Source organism: Bacillus sp. 01N42_2 (assembly GCF_056399565.1).
Window position 1 is genome coordinate 652,129 of sequence record NZ_JBFTRO010000002.1, and the last position, 17,411, is coordinate 669,539.

At 46.6% G+C, this 17,411-nt stretch carries 22 protein-coding genes; 4 read left to right on the plus strand and 18 right to left on the minus strand.

The window, feature by feature from the left end:
• Positions 1–7 precede the first annotated feature (7 nt).
• From AC1DN5_RS06960 to AC1DN5_RS06975, 4 genes are all read left to right on the plus strand, one after another.
• Entirely contained in the window at positions 8–1,006 is a 999-nt protein-coding gene (locus AC1DN5_RS06960; protein WP_016936427.1) for an inorganic phosphate transporter, read from the plus strand.
• A gap of 106 nt (positions 1,007–1,112) precedes the next feature.
• Positions 1,113–1,859: a type II toxin-antitoxin system SpoIISA family toxin gene (locus AC1DN5_RS06965; protein ID WP_366969503.1), complete on the plus strand. Its 747-nt coding sequence runs from the start codon at positions 1,113–1,115 to the stop codon at positions 1,857–1,859.
• A complete protein-coding gene (locus tag AC1DN5_RS06970; RefSeq protein ID WP_003154807.1) occupies positions 1,859–2,029 on the plus strand; it encodes a type II toxin-antitoxin system SpoIISB family antitoxin in 171 nt (56 codons plus the stop codon). The genes AC1DN5_RS06965 and AC1DN5_RS06970 overlap by 1 nt, the downstream gene beginning before the upstream one ends.
• Before the next feature lie 96 nt (positions 2,030–2,125).
• Positions 2,126–2,251: a hypothetical protein gene (locus AC1DN5_RS06975; RefSeq protein WP_141228459.1), complete on the plus strand. Its 126-nt coding sequence runs from the start codon at positions 2,126–2,128 to the stop codon at positions 2,249–2,251.
• A gap of 36 nt (positions 2,252–2,287) precedes the next feature.
• On the opposite strand, the gene AC1DN5_RS06980 is transcribed toward AC1DN5_RS06975, so the two are convergent.
• The 18 genes from AC1DN5_RS06980 to AC1DN5_RS07065 all read right to left on the minus strand — a co-directional run bounded on the left by AC1DN5_RS06980 (position 2,288) and on the right by AC1DN5_RS07065 (position 17,411).
• Positions 2,288–3,166, minus strand: coding sequence for an N-acetylmuramoyl-L-alanine amidase (locus tag AC1DN5_RS06980; RefSeq protein WP_366969505.1), 879 nt, complete (start codon positions 3,164–3,166; stop codon positions 2,288–2,290).
• A 13-nt stretch (positions 3,167–3,179) separates the two neighbouring features.
• Entirely contained in the window at positions 3,180–3,443 is a 264-nt protein-coding gene (locus AC1DN5_RS06985) for a phage holin (protein WP_016936430.1), read from the minus strand.
• A gap of 13 nt (positions 3,444–3,456) precedes the next feature.
• Positions 3,457–3,720, minus strand: coding sequence for a hemolysin XhlA family protein (locus tag AC1DN5_RS06990; RefSeq protein WP_003154815.1), 264 nt, complete (start codon positions 3,718–3,720; stop codon positions 3,457–3,459).
• 51 nt (positions 3,721–3,771) lie between these two features.
• A complete protein-coding gene (gene xepA / locus AC1DN5_RS06995) occupies positions 3,772–4,533 on the minus strand; it encodes a phage-like element PBSX protein XepA (RefSeq protein WP_366969507.1) in 762 nt (253 codons plus the stop codon).
• A 48-nt stretch (positions 4,534–4,581) separates the two neighbouring features.
• Complete coding sequence (locus tag AC1DN5_RS07000) at positions 4,582–4,779, minus strand: XkdX family protein (protein ID WP_016936432.1); 198 nt, start codon at positions 4,777–4,779, stop codon at positions 4,582–4,584.
• 4 nt (positions 4,780–4,783) lie between these two features.
• Positions 4,784–5,164, minus strand: coding sequence for an XkdW family protein (locus AC1DN5_RS07005; protein ID WP_366969508.1), 381 nt, complete (start codon positions 5,162–5,164; stop codon positions 4,784–4,786).
• 12 nt (positions 5,165–5,176) lie between these two features.
• Positions 5,177–6,790, minus strand: a complete 1,614-nt coding sequence (locus AC1DN5_RS07010; protein WP_366969509.1) for a hypothetical protein — start codon at positions 6,788–6,790, stop codon at positions 5,177–5,179.
• Between the two features lie 2 nt (positions 6,791–6,792).
• Positions 6,793–7,065, minus strand: coding sequence for a hypothetical protein (locus AC1DN5_RS07015; protein ID WP_064778770.1), 273 nt, complete (start codon positions 7,063–7,065; stop codon positions 6,793–6,795).
• Positions 7,062–7,640, minus strand: coding sequence for a YmfQ family protein (locus AC1DN5_RS07020; protein WP_016936436.1), 579 nt, complete (start codon positions 7,638–7,640; stop codon positions 7,062–7,064). Before AC1DN5_RS07020 ends, AC1DN5_RS07015 begins: the two co-directional genes overlap by 4 nt.
• Positions 7,624–8,670 carry a baseplate J/gp47 family protein gene (locus AC1DN5_RS07025; protein ID WP_045925716.1) on the minus strand — a complete coding sequence of 349 codons (1,047 nt, stop codon included), beginning with the start codon at positions 8,668–8,670 and terminating at the stop codon, positions 7,624–7,626. Before AC1DN5_RS07025 ends, AC1DN5_RS07020 begins: the two co-directional genes overlap by 17 nt.
• On the minus strand, positions 8,663–9,088 hold the full coding sequence (locus tag AC1DN5_RS07030) for a DUF2634 domain-containing protein (RefSeq protein ID WP_060963006.1): 426 nt from the start codon (positions 9,086–9,088) through the stop codon (positions 8,663–8,665). Before AC1DN5_RS07030 ends, AC1DN5_RS07025 begins: the two co-directional genes overlap by 8 nt.
• A gap of 143 nt (positions 9,089–9,231) precedes the next feature.
• A complete protein-coding gene (locus tag AC1DN5_RS07035) occupies positions 9,232–9,498 on the minus strand; it encodes a DUF2577 family protein (RefSeq protein WP_016936440.1) in 267 nt (88 codons plus the stop codon).
• A complete protein-coding gene (locus tag AC1DN5_RS07040) occupies positions 9,498–10,475 on the minus strand; it encodes an XkdQ/YqbQ family protein (protein WP_188153951.1) in 978 nt (325 codons plus the stop codon). Before AC1DN5_RS07040 ends, AC1DN5_RS07035 begins: the two co-directional genes overlap by 1 nt.
• 13 nt (positions 10,476–10,488) lie before the next feature.
• A complete protein-coding gene (locus tag AC1DN5_RS07045; protein WP_016936442.1) occupies positions 10,489–11,148 on the minus strand; it encodes a LysM peptidoglycan-binding domain-containing protein in 660 nt (219 codons plus the stop codon).
• Complete coding sequence (locus tag AC1DN5_RS07050; protein WP_366969510.1) at positions 11,141–16,264, minus strand: transglycosylase SLT domain-containing protein; 5,124 nt, start codon at positions 16,262–16,264, stop codon at positions 11,141–11,143. Before AC1DN5_RS07050 ends, AC1DN5_RS07045 begins: the two co-directional genes overlap by 8 nt.
• Complete coding sequence (locus tag AC1DN5_RS07055; RefSeq protein ID WP_015239684.1) at positions 16,252–16,404, minus strand: hypothetical protein; 153 nt, start codon at positions 16,402–16,404, stop codon at positions 16,252–16,254. Before AC1DN5_RS07055 ends, AC1DN5_RS07050 begins: the two co-directional genes overlap by 13 nt.
• 41 nt (positions 16,405–16,445) lie before the next feature.
• Complete coding sequence (locus AC1DN5_RS07060) at positions 16,446–16,892, minus strand: phage tail assembly chaperone (protein ID WP_003154836.1); 447 nt, start codon at positions 16,890–16,892, stop codon at positions 16,446–16,448.
• Positions 16,893–16,967: 75 nt separating this feature from the next.
• The gene (locus tag AC1DN5_RS07065) at positions 16,968–17,411 is read right to left on the minus strand and encodes a phage tail tube protein (protein WP_003154837.1); all 444 of its coding nucleotides are present in this window, start codon (positions 17,409–17,411) and stop codon (positions 16,968–16,970) included.

Below are 17,411 nucleotides of genomic sequence, written 5' to 3' on the forward strand. Positions count from 1 at the left end.
GGTTATAATGGATACTCTATTACTTTTAACGATATTAATTGTCATTTGCGCTTTGGTATTTGACTTCATTAACGGATTTCACGATACCGCCAACGCAATCGCCACCTCAGTTTCGACAAAAGCGCTGAAGCCGCGGCACGCGATTATCATGGCCGCCATCATGAACTTTCTCGGAGCCATGACGTTTACCGGTGTGGCGAAAACCATTACGAAAGATATTGTGAATCCTTATACATTAGACAACGGATCGGTTGTCATTCTTGCTGCTTTACTCGCCGCAATCGCCTGGAACTTGATCACATGGTATTTCGGCATTCCGAGCAGCTCTTCACATGCGATTATCGGAGCGATCGCCGGTGCGGCCATTGCAGCATCAGGTTTTGCGACGCTTAATTATAAAGGGTTCATTAAAATTATCGAAGCACTTATTTTATCACCGATCATCGCCTTTGTTCTCGGCTTTATCGTATATTCGATCGTGAAGCTGATTTTTAAAGACAGCAATCTGGCGAAAACAAATAAACGCTTCCGCAGAGTGCAGATTTTGACGGCTGCCATTCAGTCCTATACACACGGAACAAACGACGCGCAAAAAGCGATGGGTATCATTACGATGGCGCTTATGACGGCCAATTTACATAAAAGTGATACGATTCCTTTCTGGGTGCAGCTCTCCTGTGCCCTGGCAATGGGTCTCGGCACATCCATCGGCGGCTGGAAAATCATTAAAACCGTCGGCGGTAAAATTATGAAAATCCGTCCGGTAAACGGCGTATCTGCCGACTTAACCGGCGCAGCCATTATTTTCGGGGCCACGTTTATTCATCTCCCTGTCAGCACGACGCACGTCATTTCGTCTTCCATTCTCGGTGTGGGCGCTTCCCACCGCGTAAAAGGCGTAAACTGGGGAACGGCTAAACGGATGCTCATTACATGGGTCATCACCCTGCCGATTGCAGGCACACTCGGCGCCATCGCCTTTTTCATCTTAGATCTCTTTTTCTAATGACGGCATCCGCTTCTTTACAGAAGCGGTTTTTTTGTGACAGGAAAATGATGTCATGACATAGAATGAACATAGCAGACCATTTTTCGAATTGTGAGGGATGCTCATGCTTGTGTTTTTTCAGATCATGGTGTGGACGATGGCCGCCGCACTCATTTTATATGTGTACGCATCCTGGCGGTATGAGGCAAAGGTAAAAGAAAAAATGTTTGCCATCCGTAAAACGTGGTATTTACTATTTGTACTGGGCTCCATGGTCTATTGGACATATGATCCTGAATCGCTCTTTTCCGCATGGAGACAATATTTGATTGTTGCCGTCTGCTTTGCTCTTATTGATGCGTTTATCTTTTTGAGCGCATATATCAAAAAGCTCGCCGGCAATGAATTAGAGACGGATACGAGGGAGATTTTGGAAGAAAATAACGAAATGCTTCACTCCTACCTTGAAAAACTGAAAACCTATCAATATCTGTTGAAAAATGAACCGATCCATGTATATTATGGAAGTACAGAAGCTTATGCAGAAGGCATCAGCAGACTGCTGGCCGCTTATGGAGAAAAAATGAATGTCACGGCTTCATTGTGCGACTATTCGGCACAGTCGGATAAGGACCGCTTGACGGAGCATATGCCTGATGCGGCAGACGTTCAGTCCCGCCTGAACCGAAAAGACGTCTACTATGATCAAAAGGGCAGGCTTGTGCTTATTCCGTTTACAGTCCAGGATCGCCATTATGTGATCAAACTGACGTCAGAAAACCTGTTGACGGAATTCGATTATTTGCTTTTCACATCACTAACAAGCATTTATGATTTAATGCTGCCAATAGAAGAGGAAGGTGACGGATAATGGAGCAGGCATTTCAAAACGGGCAGCCGGAACAAAGAGCAAAACCGTTCAAAATGTTTAAAAAACGCTCAATGACAAGTATCGCAAGTTACCAGGTCAGCCCTCATACCGCCAGAATTTTCAAAGAAAACGAACGGCTGATTGACAAGTATAAACAAAAAAAAGCTTGATTACACTAAGGACAGGAGACACGGCTCTTGTCCTTATTCCTTTTTTCCTTATATTTCATATAATAAAATCAACAAAGAGATGCGACAGGTGATGATGTGAAGAAAATTGTAAGGCGTGTAAAGTTTGTGGATTACGGACGGTTCGGGCTTTCCGCTTATTCGCTGAGGATGCGGGCGAGGAGTCTCGGGCTATTGAACCGATTAAAAAAGAAGAAAGGCTGAATCCCGTAATGTGATCGGGACCCAGCCTTTTATTTTTTAAAGCTGCATCAGAATTTTCGCTTTTACAGCGGGACCGTAGATGCCGTCAGACGGCAGTCCGTTTACAGATTGGAATCGGGCCACGGCATTTGCGGTTTTCGGTCCGTAGATACCGTCAATGCCGTTATTGACAGCTCCTTTTTCAGGATAAAAATAAAGCGCGGCGAGCGCGTTTTGCACCTGGTATACTTTTTCACCGGACGTGTACGGCTCTGTCAGCTGAATCACCTCATCAGGAAGAGGATACAGTGCTTCAACTGGCGCGCTGACAAACAGCACTTGTCCGACTTTAATCAAATTCGGGTCTGCGATGTTATTCCATTTCTGAAGATCAGCCACACTGACGCCGAATTTTCGCGCGATGGCCGACAGCGTATCTCCTTTTTGAACAGTATACGTCTGTCTTTCCTCAGAACCGATTCCCGCTTTAAACTCGTCCCATGTATCCAACAGTCTTCTCGGACAAAGCTTTCCTGACCAATGCTTGTGCGCAACGACATTTGAAAGCGGGATGCCGTGCGACGTCATTAATGTGCGGATGAGCCATTGGGCGTTTGCCACGGCCTTTGAAAAGTTGCCATCGGCGTTTTCACAAATTTCAATACCGATAGATTTGCGGTTGCCGTCCCCGTTTCCGTCTCCGGCATGCCATCCGCTTTCGTTGAGCGGAAGATGCTGATAAATTTCCGTATCATCGACTGTGAAATGCCAGCTTGTCGGCGTATCGGGGTTTTTCACATAGTTTGCGTGACTTTTGGCGTTAGCGCCGGCTGCGGTATTGGCCGTATTGTGCACCGTAATGTAAATCGGTGTCATTGCATAGCCGGGGCGGTTATTGTTTCCTGTCGGGATAAAATCCTGTGTGATTTTCACCATTTTCTCATCTCTCCTATTTCGATAAATTGTTTATTTTTAATAAAGCCTGCTGTTTTTTCCCTTTTGCTGTGACGTAATTGTTTTTAAACCAGGCTGCGGCTGTCGTTACGATCGTAAAAACGGCCGAACCGGCGGCATACAGCGTATCTGCAAGCTGGCTGACCTGGTCCTCCTGAATATCAAGCGGCGATTTGCCGAACATCAGCAAAGTCTGGTTTAATAAAGCAAGCAAAAGAAGCACCGTCCTGACGACCGTGCCTTTGTCCGCGAATTTCATATCGGTTTCCCCCTTACTTTTGCAGCAGATTGTACATGATGGCGATGGCTCCGCCAATGACGCCCGTGCAGATTGCTGTCACGATCGCTCCTGTAATGGTCCGCTTAATCCATGTTGTGTTTTCGTCAATTTTGTTCAGTTTTTCATTCAGCGTCATGATTTGCTGATCCTGCCGGTCGGATACCCGCTCTAATGCGGCCACCCGCTGTTCAAGCACCTTTTGTTCACCTTTAATGCCTGCAAATTCTTTTTGCACCGCTTGTTCATCCAGAAGCACTTCTGCTCCCCCCTCTTACATTGTTCTCACCTCCCTTCGGAAGCTTCATTCTTAAGAAAATGCTGTGCCTTTGACAGACAGGCTGCCGCCGGAAATGCTCTTGATTTCCATGACGATTTCTTTAAAGCCGGCAATATCAAATAGCCACACTTCTCCTGTGCCTGACGTGCCGGCGGCTGAGGTTCCGTCGTCAGATCTGATTCCCCTGATCGGCACATTTTTCCCCGAGATAGACCTTCCCCAAAACGCGACATGGCCCGACTCAGCCGTGCCGGTGATTTCGACGAGAAGTTTTTTCCAGGTGCCCGCTGAGAAGATGACTCCCTCGCCCGCCTCTGGTGCATCTTCATGAAAAATCACGTCTGTATATGAAAACGCCATATCACCGCCCGTACCGACGGATTGGTATAAAACAAATTCGGACTGCTTTTGATTTCCATTTTCAAAACGGAACCGGTAATATCTTTTTGTCAGGCAGACCCACCCCGAAGCGGTCAGCACTCCGCCTTTGACTGTGACAGAATGTGAAGCTGTCCACGAATTGTTATCTTCGCTCTCTTCGATAAAAAGAGTTCCGCTGCGGTCCGAATAAGCCCAACCCTGTGCTCTGTCTATTAAGACGGCCCCTAAACGGTCTTGTCCGAATTGGCTGTAAACTTCAATTGCCTGCAGCGGCGTGTTGGTAAGCAGCTCTGCCATTCCGGACAAATCAGCAACCGGTGTGGCATAATCGTTTTTGCTACCGCGATAAGCTTTTACGGCGCCTGGCCTGCCAAGTTGATCAGCGGGAAATTCAAATGAATGCTTTATCATTGGCCATCCTCCTTTTTTAAAAATGACAAATAAAAAAAGCCGTTTGGCTTATGACACAGCATTTTTATAGTTTGCGTATGTTTCACCCGTTATTTCTTGAAATTCCTCAGGCGTGATATAGTGCGCGGCCACCCCTTCAGCCAGATCTTCGGCAGAACAGTCATTATAACCCATAGCCTGTTTGACCATTTCTGTTGAGGCCCACTTATAAAACAAAGCATAAACCCAAAAGTTAAGTCTCTTCATTTTTTCATTCTCCTTTTACGTTTAAGAGTTCCAGTTTTAAAGATGCTATTTGCACGCCGAGTGACTGCTGTGCTTGTTCGGCTGCTTTTCTGGCCAATTTCTCATTTGCCAGCTGCGCGCCGAGGCCCGCAAGCTGGTTTAATGAATTTGAATCTGGGACCATATCTTTTTTTAAACTGTTTTTATATGCTTCATCAGCCGTTTCCACCCATTCTTGTTTTTCCTCATCAAAAAATGGGCGCCACATGCCTTCGCCATTTATTTCCGGCGGAAAGTCCGCAGCGTTAGCCGGCATTATATAATCTCCTGTCTCAGAATCCGGATAAAGCTCAACCGGACTGCCTGTATAAATGTTGTCATTGTCATACGGAAATATTAATTTCATATTCTCGCTCCTTTACGTGAGGGCCACAACAAGATCAATGTAATAGCCGTTAACATTATTTTCTATATTGGCCATAATTCCCGTCAGCTTCATATCTCCATTAGAATAAATAACAATCTTACTGTAACCGGTGGTGCCGCTGGCTGCGACCATAGTCACAACGCCTTTGGCCGGCGCACAAGAGGATGGCACACTCCCGAATACCACTTCTCTGTCCGTAAGAACGTGTCCGTTCAGGTGAAGGGTGTTTCCCACTTTGCGATATTGAAGCGGCCTGTCTCCTGACTTAGCGCCATTTTTATAAGGAACATTTATCCAAGGAACATTTTCAGTATCAAGTTCGGTAACGATCCGCCTCCAGCCCTGCCAGCCCAAGTTCAAATCCAAATAGTTCGTGAACATATTATTTTTATAATCGATGGCAATGACATACCCAAACGTTCCCTTTCCCTCACTGTCAATAGAGGTAAAATGAAACATGCCGCGGGTCGAAGCATTGCTCGGACTGTTTGCCGCTTTGCCGGTTGAATAAAAGGTGCCGAACGCCCTGCCGTTTTTCACAATTTTTTCAAGAAAGTTATCTTCATCACCAATCGCGAGAAGAATGCCGCCGCTGTCGTTTGTGATTTTGGAAAGCTGCCCGCCGTTCCACATATTTTTATCCGCCTGTGTGACATGGATGTCTTTTTTATTGGCGTGAGCGTCTACTAGTTTTTGTGCACCTTCTGTGCTGTCCAACTCAACCCAATCACTCCAAACGTTATTTGCCAAAGACTTACGAAATGTTCTGTTGTCATTTGTCATGGCAAGAACATGACCATATGACTTTCCGACGCTGCAGGTCCAAAACCCGCGTCCGCCTGCAGGCGGGGTATTCGCCGCAGTTTTTTCATATGAGAAATAGGTTAATGACGGATAGTTTAACAATTCAGCATGAAGATCAGTTGTGACATTTAATAACGGCTGGCCGTCATCATTCGAAATTTTATTTAACTGCGAATTGTTCCATTTGTCTTTATCAGTTTTTGTTACGTGAATATCTGTTTTATTAGCATGGGCATCTATCTTTGATTGCACATCAGTTGTAGACTCTATAGGATACCAATTGATTGCTGTTTGATTAGAGTTATAGTAAAACCACCATGCGTTACCCTTCACGTCTACGGCATAACCATTACCTATTCCCGGCTGCCCCACTAATTGCATGCCGCGTAAGCTCGTATCTGATGGGTTGTCTGTTACTGCATTGGTTCCGTAAAAAGTTACAGAACCCACGTCTTTTAACGATTCATAAAACGAGCCGGAAGTTAAATTGATTTTTTGAGTTCCGTTATCGGCGGTGATTTTAAATAGCTGTCCTGCATCCCATTTATCCTTATCAGCTATCGTCACATGCCGGTTCTGATCTTGATTGTGCTGGTCGAAATCTTTTTTTGCTGCCTGCTGGACATTATCCACGTTTCCGAGGCCGATTTGGGCCTTTGTCGTTTTGTGCGGGTTGTTCATGTCATTTTTATGGGCCGCCAGATCCGTGTGTGCGTCTTTTATGCCTTTTTCCCAGCGGTTGACGTCATCTTCGTTAATCGGGTCGTCTGGAAGCCAGTCTGTTTTTTCTTCGTAAGCCATCGTTACACCACCTCAAAAGTAAATCTTAAATCAAGCGTTCTGTTATTGCTGAGGTCCAAATTTGTTTTTCGTTCTGTGATGATGCTCCCTGTTTCGTCAAGCATCTGCACGGTTTCAATATGTTTAATGTCTTCTTCCCTGCGTGTGAGAACGGTGACTGCGGCATCTTTTACAGAAATGTCCGCAATCAATGTTTCTTTGCCGTTTAACAGCACTTTTGTGATCCTGTTTTTCAAATCGGCTGCCGCACGCTGTCTGTAAGCGGCTGATATCATGGTAAGACCACCTCGTTATTGTTGAGTGTGACGGAATAACCGACCTTCAGTTCACTGACTTTTCGGTATCTCCGATTGTTGAGAATGACCCGGTCTTTGATTTCCAGTGTTTCGTTTAATGCAGCTCTCAGTGTATACGCCAAATGAGCGGGTTTGATTTTTTCAAGCGTTTCAATCAGGTCGTTCATGTACTGCAGGTCATCAAGCTCCATATCGGCATAAAAACGATATTCCCCCGGAAACATCCGAACATAAGCTGACGGATGTTTTAAAAAACGGTTTAGCGCCTGTTCGATCGCTTGATGGGTGATGGGCGGAATATTCGACATCTTCGAGATCAGCCTGAGCCGTCTCATGTCTTCTGTGTCACCTGACTCCCGCGGTATTTTTAATATTTTTTCCCAGCGGTCAAGCCCCCACGTCGCCGTCGTAATAAAAAGCTGGTCTGTCAAATCGAAAATATCGTTATTCTGCCGCTCAAACTCGGGAGCTTCCGCCTCAAGAATTTCCGCCATCTCTTTTAATTGAGTTAAAAACGGCGGGAGGTATGCCGTCATCTCATCGAGTCTGCTCAAGGATTGTCACCCCTTTGAGTTTAGGAATTTCCACATCACTGAGCACAAGATTTTCCGCCGCACCGTTCATTTTGATATCTGCGTAGTCACTGACGGATGCCGCGTTATAAACGATGTTGTTAATTTGTGATAAGCGGACGGTGTTTTCTTCGAAGGCCATTTTCTTAAATAAATTCAGGATGCCTTTTTCAATCTCCGCTTTCACGTCATCGATCGAGCTGTTCAGTTCAGGCAGCACGGAAGCGGAGATTTCGATCTCTTTCCATACCGCGCTTTCCACTGTTACTGCAGCTCCGATCGGCGCCTGGCCTTCTCCCTGGCCTTCATCCGGGTCAATATAATCCTTTACTTTCTTGATCAGAATATCTGATGCCGGTTCCAAATTCGCATTTGTAATGACAACTTTCACCGTTCCGTCTCCGTTCCAAAGCGGGAAGATTTTCGCTCTGCCGACACCGTCCACTTCTTCAGCCCACTGTTTATAATGCTGTTTATTTGCGCTGACTGCCTCCCGGCGGACTCGGGTAAAATATCGCGTCCTTAAGCTGCTGTCATCTTCTTCCTCACGGCCGGGAATTAATATATCGCCCATGACCGCTTTCTCAAGCCCGGGAATCGTATCAAGCGGCAGCAGATTTTGACCTGTAATGCCGGCATTCCCCGCTTCTCCGGCCGTTTCACATTCGAGCGTTCCATCCTCTGTATATTGAAAATACAGGTTATCGACGAAAAAACGGGAGCCTGTCGGAATGGTGATGCCCGCTGTGAATTCTCCGGCTCTGACCGCTTTTGTGGCAGGTGTTCGTTCAATTCCCGCTTCGGCAGCCCGCCTGTCCAGAAATTCTCCTTGAGCCGTATCGGAAAAAACAAGCTCCAGCACGGTATCAAGCCAAATATAAGACTTTGCGAGCTCAGCGGCCGCAGGCGCGAGCGCATTGTAAATGACGCTTCCTTCTCTCGTATCAATATCCGCCGTAATGCGCGCCAGCATTCTGTCCATAATGCCGTCAAACGTCTGAGCTTCAAACATCCTCTCCCAGCACCTCCTCTATCTCAAGCATGCCCTCATCCGCTTCAACGGTAAAAGAGACGATGAAGGCATCATCTTTTTTCTCAATCTCAAAATTGGCAACAGCCAAAATCCGGTCATCATACAGCAAGGCTTCTTCTATCAGTCTTGGAATCTCCATTTTTTTATAAGCATCCGTCGTGTTCTGATCAGAAAGCACTTCCTGCAGCTCATTACCGATATCATGGCTGAAAACCGAATATGAATACCGTTCTGTGTGAAGAGCGATATAGACGAATTGTCTGATGGCGTCTAGTCCGTTTATCAGTTCATTGGTAATCCGGTTGTTTTCAAAATCAATTCGGTAGGTTTGTGAAGTTTCAATGGCCTCACTCGCATCCTCCAAATCTTCAAATTCGATTTCCGGTGTCAGGGCCATTGCACCCGCTCCTTTTTGATTTGTTCATGTAAAAAAACCCTCTTCAGAAAATGAAGCGGCTTTAACAGGCTGATATCTTTAATACATTTCTGTCCAGACGGATGAATTTTCAAAGTCACACTCCCGGCATTCATCGAATGCGGTTAGATTTTATCCAGCACAAAAAAGGACTGTCCTCCTGTTAATGCGGCGGTCATCACCCGGTCTCCTGCCTGGAGCTGATCATCTCCGCCGGATTTCAGCCGCTTCGGCACAATGAGTGCATCAGACGGAATCAAAAGTTTGTCGTGATCTTTCAGCTTCAGCTCGAGCGGCGAAACCGAGGTCACTTCCGCCGTCATCAGCTCCACCGGCGCTTCGGCGTCAACCGCCCCGACGGCTAAATGTTTAATAGCATCGCTTAATCTCATCAGGATGTCCCCTCCGGAAGTGAGTTTTTCTCCGTGACATCAATCGTCATGATATGTTTTGTTCCTTGGAATTCATGGCGGTCCGTATCTACATAATAAGTTTTCTTCAGCCCGATTTCCGGAATTGAGATATAGACCGGCAATCCGCTTTCCAACCCCGGAATGCCGATCGCCTGTATATTTTTCAGCTCTTTCTTTACGCCTTTTTTCTCAGCCTGCTTCACTTTTGCGCGCTGTTTCAGCTGGGCTTCGTTAATGTCGTCAGAAACCGTTTCGGTATACTGTAAAACGCCGAATGTTTTCATGCCCGCGCTGTCTGACGCGGAAGCCTTCACAGTTTTATCGTCTTTTTGCAGCCGCATGACGACACGGGTTGCGGTATCATCAATTGAAGTGCTGTATTGATACCCTGTAATATTAACTCCTGTTTCCAGCACCCAAATGTCAGACGGATCCGGCCATTCACGCAAGCCGAGTCTGCCTTTTTCTGAATAGAGCTGATAATTGCGGCCCGTCTGGCTTTTTGTCTGTTTTAACGCTTTTAACATCATATCGTAAAGGCTTGTATCATTTTTAAAAACGAGTGATTTAATGGTATGCCCTGTGTTGGCAATGGATGTCACGGGAATTTGAAAATCGCTGGCGATCCTTTTTAATATTTGATCGGCGCGCTTGTTGGAAAACACATAAACGTCCTGGTTTTTCACAAGGTATTGGAGCATATCGTATGCGGTGAAGGCGACGGTATGCTCATCCGGCGTTCTTGCAAAGACAATGCCGCGGAACAGCTCTTTTCCGTTCCATTTGAACAAAACCGTATCCCCTTCTGATACGCCGTAATACGTCTGGCTGCCCTGCTTTACGACAATTGTCGCTTCGATGGAGCGGGGCGCCTGATATCTGTGTCCTTCCAGCGTTACGCTTTCCGTGACAAGCTCGAGCCACTCCGTTTCTTTTATGACAAATAGTTCAATCATCTTCTCACCCGTTTCATTGCGGTATCTTCAGCTTCTGCCCCGGGAAGATCCAATGCCCCGGCTGCCGGATATTCCGTTTGCTGCGCTTAATCATGGCGGTTTTATTCGCGTTCCAGATTTTCCGCCACTCCGTGTGGTTTCCGTAAAACTTGCCGGCGATGTCCCAAAGCGTATCCCCTTTTTTGACGGTATATGTTTTGGGTGAAGCTTTGGATGGGCGCTTCGCTTTCGTTTTTTTCTTTTGTTTGATTTTTCTTGGCGAAGCAGTTTTATATTCTTTCAGTACGATATCAAAATTCCGGTCGCCGATTTCATTGTCACCTTCGCTGTAATTGAAACTTTCAATACTGCATGTAACATTGATTTTTGTTCCTGTAATCAAAAACTGAACGGGTTTTTTCGCTTTCATCCATGTTTCAATAGCTGAAATGGCTTTTTCCGGCGAAGGGATGCTTTGATATTCGGCAATCGGGGTGTATCGTTTCGGAAAAAAAGAAGAGAACGAAATTTCTTTCGCTCCCGGTTCTTCAATAAACGTCACCTCTCCAAGACCCGTGACTTTCACGGAATCATTCTGCACGCTGTTTGCGATATCAATCGCTTCAGGGAGAACGGGAAGCCGGAGCTTGTCCTTCCCCTGTGACAGCCAAAATTCGTAAACAGATTTAGTCAAAAGCAACGGCCCCCTTTGCTCCGGTATAAATGTCTTTTTGCAGTTCATCAATCAGCGCCTGTTTGATTTTGGCGGCGAGGCTGTCGGCGTCCTGTCCGTTATGGAAATGCTGATCGCCGCTGAATTCGATTTTGATCTCTTTTGTTCCCGTTTTTTGCACGGTTTGTCCGCCGCCTTTAACGGCTGCGGAAACCGTGCCGGCTGAAAGTGCCGCGGGTTCCGTCTGGGACGGATCGGACACTTCCATGCCGAGCGCTTGAGCCGCTTTTTGAAGCAGATAACGGCCGCGGATGCCCCGTTCTTCAGGGATGATCCACTCCCGTTTGTTCCCTTCGCCGACACGGGCGATCTGCTCCTTCGTAATCAGACCTCCGTTGGCATAACCGACGTATGGGCCGCCGTGCGCCATACTCTTAATCCCCGGCACATTGTTGATCGAGCCGTATCTGCTTTTAATATAGCCGATGGCGGCAGCGGCGTTGTGGATTGGATTTCTGATATCATTCATTCCCGGCGCTTTGTGAGATTCAAAGGTGCTCGGAATGGTCTGCATTAAGCCCTGTGACGGGTGTCCGGCTTTGGCGTTGCTGTCCCATAAGTTAATGGAATTAGGGTTGCCTCCTGATTCATTCTGTGCGATCGTCATTAATCCGGGAAGCCAGCTGATCGGAGTATTGGTCGCTTTCATTGCGGCTAATAGCCACTCTTTGACGCTTCCTCCCGCTGCACCCATGCCGGAAAAGGCCGCTGCAAGCGAGCCTGCCTGTTTTTCGGCGTATTTTTTCACGTCAACTGAGCTGAGCCCTTTGACGACGCCGACTGAAGCAAAGCGTCCGAGACTCATCATGACACGGGAAGGAGAGTGAATATCAAGCTCTTCCCTGAATGCGTCCTCGACTTTTTTGGCCAAATCTTTGGCCGCCTGTTTGACTTCGCTTCCCTTCGCATTCATCCCTGATACGAAGTGTCCGATCAGGCCTGACCCCCAGCCGTTCGCAGAATCTCTTGATTGCACAAACGGTTTATTGATGTGTGTGCTCACGTATTGCGCGGTTCCCGTATCTTTCGCATTCTGTCCGGCCGAAAATCCTTTAACTGTAGCGGTGCCCCACGAGGACGATTGATTGACCGCCGATTGATAAGGTGTTTTCACCTTTGTTTTTAAAAACGAATCGGTGCCCGTCTGTGACGTATTCTGACCTTTCGCATAGCCCGCAACGACTTGCTTTCCGTAATCGGGCGAAGACGAGATGAGGGCGTTAAACGGCGTACCGATGTTTTTCTCTTTCCAGCCGTTCATATCCACCGCTTTATTGCTGATCCCGCTGTCAAAGCCTTCTGTAAACTGTTTGCCGAGTGATGAAGCCGTCCCGGCAAATCCGGAAGCATCCACAGACGCAGCGGCCGATACAGACGCCGAAGAAGAAACACCGCCTGCTCCCGCCGGTGCAGCGGAAGACTGAGCCGAAGCCGCTCCCATATCGTCGACGACACGCATGCCGAGCTTAGACGCAGCTTGTGAAAGCAGCATTTTCCCTCGGCCGCGGTTGTTGTCAACGGGAATAACAAATTCTTTACCGGCTTCACCGATCCACGAAATGGTCGGCTTTGTAATGAAGCCGCCTGTGGCGTTTTTGTCCGTTTTTTTCTTTTTATCTCCGCCGCCTGTGACGAAGTCCATTACGCCTGAAATCAATTTGCCTCCGGTTTTATCCCAAATCTTTTTCACCCAGTCGAATGCTGCAGAAAAAGCATCTGATATGGCTGTTCCCACTTTTACAAGAGGTTCTTTTATATTTTTCTCAAACCAGCCGCTTAACCCTTTCCATATATCCTTTACAGTATCTAAAGCAGTCGTGAAAGCGTCTGATATTCCTTTTCCGACTTTTTCCACCATGTTTTTCACCGGGTTCCAGACTATATCCATGAACCAGCCGGATACCGTACTGAAAACAGATTTAATTTTATCCCAAGCTCCTGTGATCTTACTCCAAATGGACGTCGCTACTCCGACTACAGCCGATTTTACGGGCTCCCAGACAGTGCTCATAAACCAGCCGGATACTGTACTGAAGACACCTTGAATCGTCGTCCACGCATTCACGATATTTGACCAAATGCTTGTCGCCACTCCGACTACTGCCGTTGAAACCGGCGTCCATACATTCTCCATGAACCAGGATGACACCGTGCCGAAAATCCCTTGAATCGTCGTCCACGCATTCACGATATTTGACCAAATGCTTGTCGCCACTCCGACTACTGCCGTTGAAACCGGCGTCCACACATTCTCCATGAACCATGATGAAACGCTTCCCCAAGTATCTTGTATTGTTGTCCAAGCACTTTGTGCCGCTTCGGAAATATCATTCCACGTGTCTTTCAGAGTCCCTGAATCAAAGGCCTCTCCTAAGCTGGAACCGCCTAAACTGCCGGCGATGCCGCCTACCGCGCCGCCAATTAATGTGCCCACTCCGGGAACAACGCTGCCTATTGCCGCGCCGGCCGCTGCGCCGGCAAGACCGCCTCCCGCCGAGCCGACTTTCTCCCCTGCATTATCTTTATTGATGCCGGCTAAATCAGTAAGTGACAACAATTCACCTATGCCTGGAATTCCTTTAGCGGCACCTTTCAACCCTTTCATACCGCCTTTCAGCGCCTTTGAACCTCCCAAGTCTTTCAAAAATGCGCCGATTCCTTTACCTGCCCCTTTTGTTTTCGGCGTGTTTACAGATGCCTGTTTGCTTTCCTTTACAGAGGAGCCTTTTTTCGAAGATTTATTTCGCCCTTCGACTTTACTGCTTTTGCCCATTGTCACTCCGGTACAGCAGCAGCATCCCCCAAAAGCCCCGCCGGTTTTTTTGGCTGACTTTCCTGAAGATTTTGGCGCTGTTGCCGTGCGCTGTGAACCTTTTGTCAGATCAGGACGCTTCGGGCCGTTGGAGCCGCCGGCAGAAAGGCCGCCCTTACTCTTTTCTTTTTTCGTGCCGCCGCCTAATAATCCGCCGATATTGAGTTTGCCTAATTTTTCGGCGATGCCTGCGAATATTTTTTCTATTAATTCCCCGGCTTTTTCGATGATTTTGTCCGGGCTGAATTTCTCAAATTTCTTTGCAATCTTGCCGACAATTTTATCAACAAATGCCTCAGCTTTTTCGATGATCGCATCAGGACTGAACTTGCCGAACTTTTTATCAATGCCTCCGAACAGTGAGGATGTAAACTGCTCCACTTTTTCCAGAATCTTATCCGGATTGAGAAAATCGAATTTCTCAGAAATTCGGTCGATCGTGTCATTTACAAATTGTTCGGCGCGGTCGATTAGCTTATCAGGACTGAATTTACCGACAACGTCGTCGACTTTCTTCATAAACGAATCAGTAAAATGATCCAGCTCTTTCAATATGGCTTCCGGACTAAATTTGCTGACAACGTCATCTACCTTTTTCATAAATGAATCAGTGAATTTATCCAGTTCTTTCAATATGGCTTCCGGACTGAATTTACTCACGATTCCGTCTACCTTTTTCATAAACGAATCAGCGAATTTATCCAGCTCCGCTAAAATCGTTGCCGGGCTGAATTTGCTTGCGATCTCGTCCACTTTTCCCATGAATGATGTCGTGAACTTGTCCAGCTCCGCTAAAATCGTTGCCGGGCTGAATTTGCTCGCGATTTCATCTACTTTTCCCATGAATGACGTCGTGAACTTATCCAGCTCGGTTAAAATCGTTTCCGGACTGAATTTGCTCGCGATCTCGTCCACTTTTCCCATGAATGACGTCGTGAACTTGTCCAGCTCGGTTAAAATCGTTTCCGGACTGAATTTGCTTGCGATTTCATCCACTTTTCCCATGAATGACGTCGTGAACTTATCCAGCTCCGCTAAAATTGTTGCCGGGCTGAATTTGCTTGCGATTTCGTCCACTTTTCCCATGAATGACGTCGTGAACTTGTCCAGTTCGGCTAATATTGTTGCCGGGCTGAATTTGCTTGCGATCTCGTCCACTTTTCCCATGAATGATGTCGTGAACTTGTCCAGCTCCGCTAAAATCGTTGCCGGGCTGAATTTACTCGCGATTTCGTCCACTTTTCCCATAAATGACGTCGTGAACTTGTCAAGTTCCGCTAAAATGGTTTCCGGACTGAATTTGCTTGCGATCTCGTCCACTTTTCCCATAAATGACGTCGTGAACTTATCCAGCTCGGTTAAAATCGTTTCCGGACTGAATTTGCTTGCGATCTCGTCCACTTTTCCCATGAATGACGTCGTGAACTTGTCCAGCTCGGTTAAAATTGTTTCCGGACTGAATTTGCTTGCAATTTCGTCTGCCTTTTTCATAAAGTTTGCGGCGAATTTGTCCAGTTCCGCGATAATCGTTTCCGGATAGAACTTGGATGCGATGTCATTGACTTTTTTCATGAAGGTGTCTGCAACGGAATCAAGCATTGAAAAATCGGTTTTCGGCGAAGCAGGAGCAGCAGATGCAGAAGCTTTTCCGAATTCCGGCATATTCTTTTGCATTGCAGCCAGCTGTGCTGTCACCTTTTCGTTTAACGATAATTGAATGACATTGTTTTTTCCCGTCAGCGAATCAATGCCCGATGAAATTCGGCCGACTGTTTTCATGACATGATCTATGACGCGTATAGTGACGGAGTACCCGTTTTTTAACGCAGATTGCATGTAGCGTTTGATGCGTTCCATGGCAGGGGTCACTTCGTCTGACGCATACAGTGAAACGGTAAATCCTTTGAAACCCGCAGCCAGATTCCGCAATCTCTCAAATGCCGCTGTCGCGCTGTCTTTTGCTCCTATTTTAATGGTTAAAGACGCAGGCAGACCCGCTAATTGGGCTTGCACCTTTTGAATGACGGCACTGGCTCCGTCTTCAGCTGAAATAGAGATCGTTTGTGCGCCCAGCTTTCTTTTCATAGAGCGCTGAATGCGGTCAATTGTTCTTAAAACAGATTTACTCTCTTTGCGTATATCAATTTCACTTTGGCGTTTTGTCATTTTCCTGTATTTCTCAAGCGCTCTGAAGCCATTTTGGATTTTCCTTATTTTCTTTGAAACCCGATCTTCCAATTCAAAACGGGCGGTCAGCTTTGCCATGATGTCGCTCCCCCTTTCTTCGCTTGTTTTTCAAGAATGTCCAGCTTGTAACCGATTAAACCGTACAGCAGCGCCTTAAAATGCCTCGGTGCTTCATATAACTCTTTCAGTTCTGATGGAGAATAATGAAGCTCGTGCATCGCGTAATAAAGATACACGGCTTCCTTATTCCCATCTTTTATCAGTTTTTTGCTTCTTGCTCCAGATCTTCTAATTCATCTTCAAAACCATTGATCTCAATCGCTTTATTCAGCCAATTTGCATATTCGCCGCCGACTGAAAGAACGCGTTTTGCGACTTCGACCGGATCTGCCGTTTTGTAGGCATCACGGAGCTCCTTAGACCGGAAATCAGGGTAAATCGTAGATTCAACTGCGATCCGCGCATAAAAGCGCTGGCTGTCTAAGTCTTTTACGCGGCCTCTGCCTTTTACATTTTTATAAGTCGTGCTTTCCTTTTCCAGTTCATCAATGCGTTCCGTCGTAATGGCTTTAAAAATAAAAGGCACGATGTTTCCTTTTTTATCGACAAAACGCTTTGAAAGCGGAACGCGGATCTCCTCAGCTTCGACTGTTTTACCCGGCATAAAGAATGACAGATCATATACTTGTTCGTTTTTTTCGCTCATGATGAAAACTCCCTTACTCTTTTTTTTATAAAAAACAGGCCTGTACAAGGCCTGTTTCACTCATACTGATTTTGATTAAAACGTTTCAGAAAGCTTTTCCGGCACATCGAAATCTTCAAAGGTAAACGGCACTTCTTCTTCAAGCGCCTCTGAGTCTACGTCCAGTCCGGCGATTTTTGCAGAATCAAAGTTGACGTCATACAGGGTGACGCGTTCTGTTCCGCGGCCTGATGATTTGTCGTCAAGAACGGCTTGCAGCGTAAAATACGGGTCGCTGCCTTTTTTCACGTAATCCATCATAAGCACGGCGAATTTGGATGTAACTTTATAGAACGTCGCCGTGCCCGTTCCGTTGGCGCCAGTCGTTTTATGCCCAGTCATGCGGCGTCCCATGATGTTTACTTCTGATTTGTTTTTTTCTACGTTTGCTTCAAAGGTTTTAATATGCGCCATCTCTTCTCCATCGAGAAATAAACGGCCTTCTTTTCCTGAAATTGTATTTTGTGCTTTTAATGCCAT